Origin of the sequence: Chryseobacterium daeguense DSM 19388 (assembly GCF_000430825.1) — a bacterium.
Taxonomy (GTDB): Bacteria; Bacteroidota; Bacteroidia; order Flavobacteriales; family Weeksellaceae; genus Chryseobacterium; species Chryseobacterium daeguense.
Genome location: NZ_AUMT01000009.1, coordinates 185,082 through 193,985, shown reverse-complemented (window position 1 = coordinate 193,985; position 8,904 = coordinate 185,082). Strand labels below are relative to the sequence as shown.

9 protein-coding genes are annotated in these 8,904 nt (G+C 35.0%); 5 read left to right on the top strand and 4 right to left on the bottom strand.

The window, feature by feature from the left end; translation table 11 throughout:
- The 5 genes from H560_RS0112485 to H560_RS0112460 form a co-directional block, all read left to right on the top strand.
- Positions 1-256, top strand: a 256-nt coding sequence (locus H560_RS0112485) for an IS3 family transposase (protein ID WP_027380359.1), incomplete at its 5' end; no start/stop codon positions are given.
- A 42-nt stretch (positions 257-298) separates the two neighbouring features.
- Complete coding sequence (locus H560_RS0112480) at positions 299-685, top strand: hypothetical protein (protein ID WP_027380358.1); 387 nt, start codon at positions 299-301, stop codon at positions 683-685.
- Complete coding sequence (locus H560_RS0112475) at positions 666-965, top strand: hypothetical protein (protein ID WP_027380357.1); 300 nt, start codon at positions 666-668, stop codon at positions 963-965. The genes H560_RS0112480 and H560_RS0112475 overlap by 20 nt, the downstream gene beginning before the upstream one ends.
- A gap of 50 nt (positions 966-1,015) precedes the next feature.
- Entirely contained in the window at positions 1,016-2,770 is a 1,755-nt protein-coding gene (locus H560_RS0112470) for a discoidin domain-containing protein (RefSeq protein ID WP_027380356.1), read from the top strand.
- A gap of 159 nt (positions 2,771-2,929) precedes the next feature.
- The gene (locus H560_RS0112460) at positions 2,930-4,147 is read left to right on the top strand and encodes a serine hydrolase domain-containing protein (RefSeq protein ID WP_027380355.1); all 1,218 of its coding nucleotides are present in this window, start codon (positions 2,930-2,932) and stop codon (positions 4,145-4,147) included.
- Positions 4,148-4,323: 176 nt separating this feature from the next.
- Here H560_RS0112460 and H560_RS0112455 read toward each other — a convergent pair whose 3' ends face one another.
- The 4 genes from H560_RS0112455 to nadD form a co-directional block, all read right to left on the bottom strand.
- On the bottom strand, positions 4,324-5,166 hold the full coding sequence (locus tag H560_RS0112455; RefSeq protein WP_034752768.1) for an alpha/beta hydrolase: 843 nt from the start codon (positions 5,164-5,166) through the stop codon (positions 4,324-4,326).
- Positions 5,167-5,334: 168 nt separating this feature from the next.
- Complete coding sequence (locus H560_RS0112450; RefSeq protein ID WP_027380353.1) at positions 5,335-7,596, bottom strand: outer membrane beta-barrel family protein; 2,262 nt, start codon at positions 7,594-7,596, stop codon at positions 5,335-5,337.
- 323 nt (positions 7,597-7,919) lie between these two features.
- The gene (locus H560_RS0112445; RefSeq protein WP_027380352.1) at positions 7,920-8,258 is read right to left on the bottom strand and encodes a DUF3817 domain-containing protein; all 339 of its coding nucleotides are present in this window, start codon (positions 8,256-8,258) and stop codon (positions 7,920-7,922) included.
- 35 nt (positions 8,259-8,293) lie between these two features.
- Positions 8,294-8,881, bottom strand: a complete 588-nt coding sequence (gene nadD, locus H560_RS0112440) for a nicotinate (nicotinamide) nucleotide adenylyltransferase (RefSeq protein ID WP_027380351.1) — start codon at positions 8,879-8,881, stop codon at positions 8,294-8,296.
- Between the last annotated feature and the right edge of the window lie 23 nt (positions 8,882-8,904).

Below are 8,904 nucleotides of genomic sequence, written 5' to 3'. Positions count from 1 at the left end.
CGGGAAAAATATTACCCGAAGTATGAGTGGAAAGGGAAATTGCTATGATAATGCTGTAGCGGAGAGTTTTTTCAAAACTCTGAAAACCGAACTTGTCTATCAAAATAAATATGAAACTAGAGACCACGCCAAAAACTCTGTGTTTGAATATATAGAAACATTTTACAACACCCAGAGAAGGCATTCAGCTTTAGGAAATTTAACCATAAGAGAGTATCAAAATTTAATGTCTAATCAATCTAAAAATGTAGCATAAAGAGTATATAAATTTTGTCTCAAAAATAGTTGCAAGTTCAGTTTGGGCTTTAATGCCCAAACTTATAAACCTTTTACGCCTATAAAAGGTGAAATCACATTTAGAGAAGTATCAAAGATTACAAATAAAAAATTGTATGATGAAACTATAAAAATTTCAAAAGAGAAGTTTAAGGAGTCCTTAAAAAAATCCTTGTTGAAAGAAGAAGATAATATAGGCAGAGAGCAAGAAATTGAGCAAATGTCAGAAGCCTCATCTAACATCTTGGAAAATACTACATTTATACAGGATTCATCAAAAATATATAAGCAAGAGTTTGAAAACTCTAAAATAATAAATTTTGTATTGGAGAATGGTGAAATTACGAATGAATATGATGCCACGGATTTATTTGCAAATAATATAATTCTTGCAATATCAAGAAGATAAAAAAAGTAAGAAGATAATTAATGGATATGAATGTTATAAAGTAAAGTATGAGTATAAAGAAAATAATGAAGATGCGAACCAAGATTATAAGGCTTATGCAGTAAATATTATTTATAAACGTGAAATGTGGGTGACAGACAAAATAAAATCATTGTTTCATCCTATAATATTGGGAAAATCTATTTTGGAAAAATATTATCCTCTTGAAATTTTGGAAACCCAAAATGATATTAAAGGATTTGAGAGAAGATTTATCCTTAATGAAATTACACTTGAATAAAATAACTTATATTTTTCACTAAATTTGCATTTAATGTAAAAAATATGAAGATGCAGAAGTATTTATTTTTATGTGCTTTTTTGTTTGGAATAAGTTTAAACGCCCAGCAAAAAACATTCTGTAACCCGATTAATATCGACTACGGGTACACACCTTTCGAAAATTTTTCAAAACAGGGTAGACACAGAGCTACCGCCGATCCTGTAATTGTAAATTTTAAAGAAAAACTGTTCCTTTTTTCAACCAATCAGGAAGGGTACTGGTACAGCGATGATATGCTGGACTGGAAATTTGTGAAGAGAAAATTCCTTAGAGACAATAAATATATCCATGACCTTAATGCTCCTGCAGTATGGAAAATGAAAGATACACTATATGTCTTCGGATCCACCTGGGAACAGGATTTTCCGATCTGGAAAAGTACAAATCCTACGAAAGACGACTGGCAAATTGCTGTTGACACCTTAAAAGTAGGAGCTTGGGATCCTGCTTTCCATTATGACGAAGACAAAAACAAGCTATACTTATACTGGGGTTCCAGCAATGAATGGCCGTTATTAGGTACTGAAGTGAAAGTAAAAACCCTACAGTCTGAAGGTTTTGTAAAGCCTATTATCAGATTAAAACCGGAAGATCACGGTTGGGAAAGATTTGGGGAATATAATGACAATGTGTTTCTTCAGCCATTCGTGGAAGGGGCATGGATGACTAAGCACAACGGGAAATACTATATGCAGTACGGTGCTCCGGCAACGGAATTCAGCGGATATTCCGACGGGGTTTATGTAAGTAAAAATCCTCTGGAAGGCTTCGAATATCAGCAGCACAACCCGTTTTCCTATAAGCCGGGCGGTTTTGCCAGAGGCGCAGGACATGGAGCAACATTCGAAGATAATTACAAAAACTGGTGGCATGTTTCGACCATTTTTATTTCCACTAAAAATAATTTTGAAAGAAGATTAGGAATCTGGCCTGCCGGATTTGATAAAGATGATGTAATGTACACCAACACAGCTTATGGAGATTATCCTACTTTCCTCCCAAAATATGCTCAGGGAAAAGATTTTTCAAAAGGACTTTTTGCAGGCTGGATGCTGCTGAATTATAACAAGCCGGTTCAGGTTTCGTCTACATTAGGCGGATATCATTCAAATTACGCAGTAGATGAAGACATTAAAACATACTGGAGTGCAAAAACCGGAAATTCAGGGGAGTGGTTTCAGACGGATTTAGGGGAAGTTTCTACCATTAATGCCATTCAGATCAATTATGCGGATCAGGATGTGGAGTTTTTAGGAAAAACATTGGGCAAAATGCATCAGTACAAAATTTACGGTTCAAATGACGGTAAAAAATGGAACGTGATTGTAGATAAAAGCAAAAATACAAAAGACGTTCCCCATGATTATGTTGAACTTGAAAAGCCAGCCAAAGCAAGATTCCTGAAAATGGAAAACTTAAAAATGCCGACAGGGAAATTTGCGTTAAGCGGTTTCAGGGTTTTTGGAAAAGGTGGAGGCGCTGTTCCTAAAAAGGTGGAAGATTTCGTTCCATTGAGATCTGATCCTAAAAAATATGGGGAAAGAAGAAGTATCTGGATGAAATGGAGACAAAATCCGGATGCTGATGGATATGTAATCTACTGGGGAAAATCTCCGGATAAATTATACGGAAGCATTATGGTGTACGGTAAAAATGAATATTTCTTCACCGGAGCAGACAGAACGGATTCTTATTATTTCCAGATCGAAGCTTTCAATGCTAATGGAATTTCAGAAAGAACGGAAGTTTTTAAATCAGAATAATATTTAAAATTAAAATATAAAAGCCTCGGGAATTATTTTCTGAGGCTTTTTTTATTTATTTTCATGTTTAAGTAAATTTTCAATTCATTATCCCTGTACATTGAAATATTTCTAAAAAATACCGAAATTAGCAGCATAAAATAAATCTAATAATAAACTATGAAAAAACTCAGGCTTCTTTCTCTTGTATTATTTCTGCTGTTCTTGTTTGCAGGCTGCGGAGATGATGAAAACGAAAAAAATTATCAGCTGGAACTGGATGCTGTGATGAAAAATATCCACTCCAACCTTCAGAGAGATTTAAATGCCGATATTCCGTCACTGAGCGTTTATGTGGTTTCCCCAAAAGGTATTTTTTTCAGTACAGTAAAGGGAACGAACGGTTCTGCGGTAACACCCAACACTTATTTCCGGTTTGCAAGCAATACAAAAAACTTTACATCCACTGCTATTTTAAAGATGATGCAGGATGGCTGGCTGAAGCTTGATGATAAGATCACAGATAATATTCCCGGAACAACAGTTCCTTATACTCCGGACATAGCAGATTGGAATTTTCCACACAAAAGCGAAATCACTATCCGCCAGATTCTGCAACATAATGCAGGAATTTATGATTTGACGAATGATGATTCACAATATAGCGTCGGTGGGCAGACTTATGCAGAATATATGCTGACCACCAATCCGGACTTCCAGTTTTCTGCTTCGGATTACGCGAAAGTTTTAAAAGACCACAATCTTACTTACGGTCCGCCAAATACAGTGTACCATTATTCTAATACAGGATACACCATTTTAAGTGAAATTATCGCAAGAGTGTATTCCCAAAAAATAAATTCAACGAAAACATACGGAGATTTCATGTATGATCATATTGTAGGGCCAAATTCCAAGAAACCTTTAGGAATAAAGTTTCCGCAGCTTGCTTCTGATAAGCAGCTTCCGTCCCCTTATGTGAAAGGATTTATAAAATTCACTGATCATGATGAGGTAACGGATCAGAAAAACGCAAGCGCACATGTCGGGGAAGGAAATGGATTAGGAACTATGGCGATGCTGAGCGACTATATCAGAAGCCTGATGAAAGGGCAGAATGTTCTGTATGCATCAAGCGCAGAGCTGATGAGAACCAGCAAAGGGCCGGCGACAACTTCCGGATATGCTTTAGGATGTTCAGATTTTACAGGGATTGGATACGGGCACAACGGCGCAACGGAAGGCTATCTTTCTTTAATGGCTTATGACCCGAAATCTGATGTTTCCGTTGTGGTTTTATTTCCATTCTGGGATTTACGAAATGATGAGAATTTTAAAAGATGCCTGAATACTTTAAATACAACTGCCATTGAGGCTAAAAGAACTTTGGGGTATTAATTCTGAATGGATTTCACGAATTTTACAACTAATACGAATTTCTGCAATCAGATGGCGTTAAATCAATAGGAGCGGGCTTTAGCCCGCTTTTTAATTATAAAATTCATTGGCTTTAGCCAAAACTTATCTCAACCATTAGTGTATATCGTGAAAATTAGCGTCATTCGTTTTTAAAATCAGTTTAAATTTCTCAGAAAGCCCGCAATTTTTTTAATTAAAAAAGAAGAATTGGGCTGATCCTCCCACGAAAGGTGGTTCCCGTTAAATTCATAAGATTCATGCGGGACATTATTTTTAACCAGTACAGAATCCAGAATTCTTTTTTGTGATACAGGAACAACGTGATCCTGTGTCCCATAGAATGAAATTGTAGGAGCTGAACTTGCATTTACCCAGTAAGTCGGACTTCCGAAATCCATTAAAGAAATGTTTTTATCAACTATTTTCGGGTCTATCATATGTTTTTCAATGAAAGAATAATCGTCATAGTTTTTAAAACCGGAATCACTCAGGTCTGCAGGCCCAACAATATTTACGACTGCTTTTACTTTTTTTTCCTTGTCAAATTTATAGGCATACAGCATAGATAGATTTCCACCTGCGCAGTTTCCGAGAAGGATGTATTTTGGCTGATATTTTAAATTTTTTTCTACGTAAGACATTGCATCTTTTATATCATCCATTTGATTGGGCAGGGCAAAACGTTTAGTGGTAGCCAGCCTGTAATCGATATTAACGAAAATATTCTGCGGGAATTTTTTCATAAGGTCAAATGTAAAGCCCGTAAGCTGCGATCTTTGTCCGCCCCGCCAGCCTCCACCATGAATAATGATGAAAACATCATTATTGCCCGATTCACTTTCGGGGATGTACATATCCAGTTTTTGTTCCGGATGCTGTCCATAGGAGACATTTTTTTTGATTCTAAATGTGGCGTTTTTTCCTAAATCAATTTTTTGCTGATAGGAAAAAGTAAAGACTAAAACAAGTAAACTAAAAATGAATGACAGCTTTTTCATAATGAATTTTTAACGAAAATATTTAATCCAAAATCAAGCCGTAACCTACTAATAAAACCTTGTAATCGAAAATATATTTATTTTCCCTAAACCCTAAACAAAAAAGTAAAAACCCACCGATTTCTCAGTGAGTTTTACCACAAAAAATGATATATGAAGAAATGATTGTTATCTTGTTCTGTTTTTAATAGCGTCTGAAGCACTTTCGATGTCTCTTACTTTTTTCACTTTCTGGTTTCCAAAGTTGTAAGTGATGCTTACGGTAAGATTTCTTCTGTACTGGTCGTTTCGGATGTAATTGTAGTTTCCGCCATCCTGAAAATCTTCTATTTCCACTATATTTGTTCTCAGGACGTCGTTTACGTTTACCGCAAAAGTCCAGTCGTTCCAGTTTTTCTTTAAGCTTAAATCCAGACTCATTAAGTTTTTAAGAACTCCAAGCTCAATTTGTTGTTTGTCTATATAGAAGAAATTTGCACCCAGGAACCATGTTTTCTTTTTATCAAGACGAAGCGTGTTGTTGGTCTGAATCACAAGGCTTGTTGATTTCCTGTTGTTGATATAATCATCAAAAACCTGTCCTGTTGTAGGATCCGTATTCAAAAATCCGTCATTGATATTATGCTGAACTCCGATATTGAAATTGGTTGTCAGGTATTGTTTGAAAAACGTTTTCTGCATTCCAAGCATAGCAGACATTTCCTGCTTGTCTCCGAAGTTGGTTCGGATGTAGGCAAGCTGTATTTTTTCCTGGCCTGTTTCAGGGTCTTTATAACTTCTTTGTAGAGGAACTTGTGTAATTTGATCTTTTACAAAGGTGTGATTTAAGATCAGGAAGTAAGAGTTTTTATACATATAAGTCAATTCCTGATTGTATGTGGATGATGCTTTTACGAAAGGGTTATTTTGTGTATAATTATCTTCCGTAATAAGGTTTTTCACAGGATTAAGCTCCCAAAAGCTTGGCCTTCTCATTCTGCTTGAGAATGAATAGGATATATTGTTCTTATCATTTAATGCATAATTAAAGCTTAAATAAGGAAGAATGTTATTGTAGTTTCTCTTTATTTCCTGTTTAGATTGTACATTATTTTTCCAGCTGTCTGCAGTCCCGAGACTGTTGGTAATTTCATATCTGGTTCCTACTTTTCCGGAAAATTTGTCGGAGAATTTCTTTTCAAAAGTTACATATGCCCCGTAAATGTTTTCGTCATAAATGAAGTGGTTAAAGTCATTTTCAGAAGGAAGCTGATTTCCTGACAGATCATAAGGATAGGTATAATTCTTTGTATCATTATCAGTTTTGGTTTTATTAAAATTTCCCCCGGCTGAAAATGTGAAATCATTTTTAAACTTTTGGATATAATCTACAGTTCCCGAAAAATTGTTGATGATCTGTGGAATATCCTGAATGATCTTTTTACTGTTCTGACTGAAATCTCCAGCTGCATCTTTTATCATCGTATTGTTATCGGAATACTGAAATCTTTTATAATTAAGATAAGCGGCATTCAGATTTAGTTTGCTTCCCAGAGAGTCAAGCTTTAATTCATAGTTTAAGTTTACGGAGTTATTGTAGTTTCTTGCATCTTCGTCATTCTTTGTTTTAGTATAATCAGTAGAAACCAGATTTCCGTCCTTATCGTATCTTGTGATTGTATTCAATAAATTAATAGATGAATTATAACTTTTATTGGCCCAAGAATTCCATGAAAGAGCCAGATTGCTTTTATCGTTGAGCTGATAGTCAATATTTAAATAGCCGCCGATGTTTTTGTTTGGATCATCAATATCGCCCACAGATTCATTCTGAACATTTCCTGTTTTGTTTCTTAAAATATAAGACTGGGGGTTGATGTTCTCACCGCCGCTTAGATTAGCATTAATTCCAAGCTTATCCTTTCTGTAATTAACGGAGAAACTTGCCTGGCTGGAGTTGTATTTATTCTGAGAGTTAGACATTCTCATATTTCCGCTGGTTCCGTCGCTCATTTTTTTCTTCAGGATAATGTTGATGATTCCGTCTGAAGATTCTACTTGGAATTCACTCCCCGGAACAGTAATCACTTCTATTTTCTGAATATTTTCTGCCGGAGTGTTTTTTAGAAATTGAGTTAAAGATTCCGCATCCATATTGGTCTTTCTACCATTGATATAGATCAGTGCATTGTTTTTTCCTGCAATTTTCAACGTTTTATCATCCGTTGTGGAAAGAAGCGGGGTCTGCTTCAATAGGTCAAATGTAGTATTTCCTTTAGTAACCGGTGATGCGGCTACATCATATACAAAACGGTCACTTTGTTTTTTGAAGACCTGCTTTGTCATAGTTACTCCTTCTATGGTTTTTGTTTTTACGGTGTCTTGTTTTTTCTCTTGTGCGAATGTCAATCCGCTGAAAAATATGGCTGCGATGAAAATAGGCGTTTTCATGTTCTTTATTTTTGTGGGTTTAATAGCTTGTATTTGTTATTATTTAACATTGCAAAGATATGTAATAAATTTGGTATCATGCAATACAAAGTACTTAAAATGTTTTAATAATAAATTTAACTTGTTGATAATCAGTGTTAAAAATTTTTAAGTTAAATTTTAATTTTAATGACTTTGTTATTAATTAGACAATTAAAGATGAAATTTTGTTACATCTTGAAGGTTGATTTTTTTTAATTGTTAGAAAAAAATGACAAGAAAATATAGGGAGATAGAATAATTTAAAGCAAAAAAAAAGAACCAACAACTGGTTCAATTGTATGTTATTCTCTGTCGAAACGGGCGAGTTTTTTATCTACCCAAATAGTAGCAAAAGGGAAAAATGCGGAGAGCAGGGCAAAGACAAAATCTTCATCGTCCCACTCAAAAATTTTTCTCACCGGAAGACAAAGCAAAAGATAAAGTGTAAAAAATAATCCGTGCAGGCTGCCGATAACGCTGATGAAAATAATAGAATACAAATTCTCATCATAGCGGATCCAGATCATGGCAACACCATACAGCAACAGGCAGGAAATAGCTTCTGCGAGACAAACCTGCTTAAACCATTTAATAATCCTTTCCTGAGAATATTTTGAGAAAAATTTTTCGATGAAATTCATTGTAATAATTTTGTCTAACTTCTAACTTCTAACTTCTAACTTTTATAAAAACTGCTGCCGTCCAGATAATCAAAAACCTCTGGTGGAAGCATTGGCCTTACATTTTTCCCGCTTTTAATCATATTTCGGATTTCTGTGGCTGAAAGTTCTATAACCGGAGCTTTTATCAGAGAGATATTATCGTGCTGAAGATATTCAGAATCTTTTTTCTCACCTTCGAACATTCTTGGATAAACAATAATATGATGATTTTTGATCAAAATATCTGCGTTTTTCCATTTATGCAGATTGTCCAGATTGTCTTCTCCCATTATTAAACTAAAAGAATAGTCAGGATACTTTTCGTGAAGATAAGTCAGCGTATCAATAGTGTAGCTTGGCTTTGGAAGAGAAAACTCTACATTGGAAGCCCGCATTTTAGGATAATTTTTTACGGCAAGCTGCACCATATCCAGCCTGTTGTGGTCGCTTAGTAAAGATTTTTTGTCTTTGAACGGATTTTGTGGGCTCACCACAAACCACAATTCATCCATATCGGAATTCTCCAGAATATAATTCGCCAAGATCAGGTGTCCAATATGTATTGGATTAAATGAACCGAAAAATAAACCGATTTTTTTCATTTTGAGATAGCAGATTATATTTC

What these genes read in the sequence shown, in the direction of transcription:
- H560_RS0112460 (WP_027380355.1), top strand. Translation starts at nt 2,930, where the DNA reads ATGAAAAAACTCAGGCTTCTTTCTCTTGTATTATTTCTGCTGTTCTTG.
- H560_RS0112445 (WP_027380352.1), bottom strand. Translation starts at nt 8,258, where the DNA reads ATGAATTTCATCGAAAAATTTTTCTCAAAATATTCTCAGGAAAGGATT.
- nadD (WP_027380351.1), bottom strand. Translation starts at nt 8,881, where the DNA reads ATGAAAAAAATCGGTTTATTTTTCGGTTCATTTAATCCAATACATATT.
- H560_RS0112450 (WP_027380353.1), bottom strand. Translation starts at nt 7,596, where the DNA reads ATGAAAACGCCTATTTTCATCGCAGCCATATTTTTCAGCGGATTGACA.
- H560_RS0112455 (WP_034752768.1), bottom strand. Translation starts at nt 5,166, where the DNA reads ATGAAAAAGCTGTCATTCATTTTTAGTTTACTTGTTTTAGTCTTTACT.
- H560_RS0112470 (WP_027380356.1), top strand. Translation starts at nt 1,016, where the DNA reads ATGCAGAAGTATTTATTTTTATGTGCTTTTTTGTTTGGAATAAGTTTA.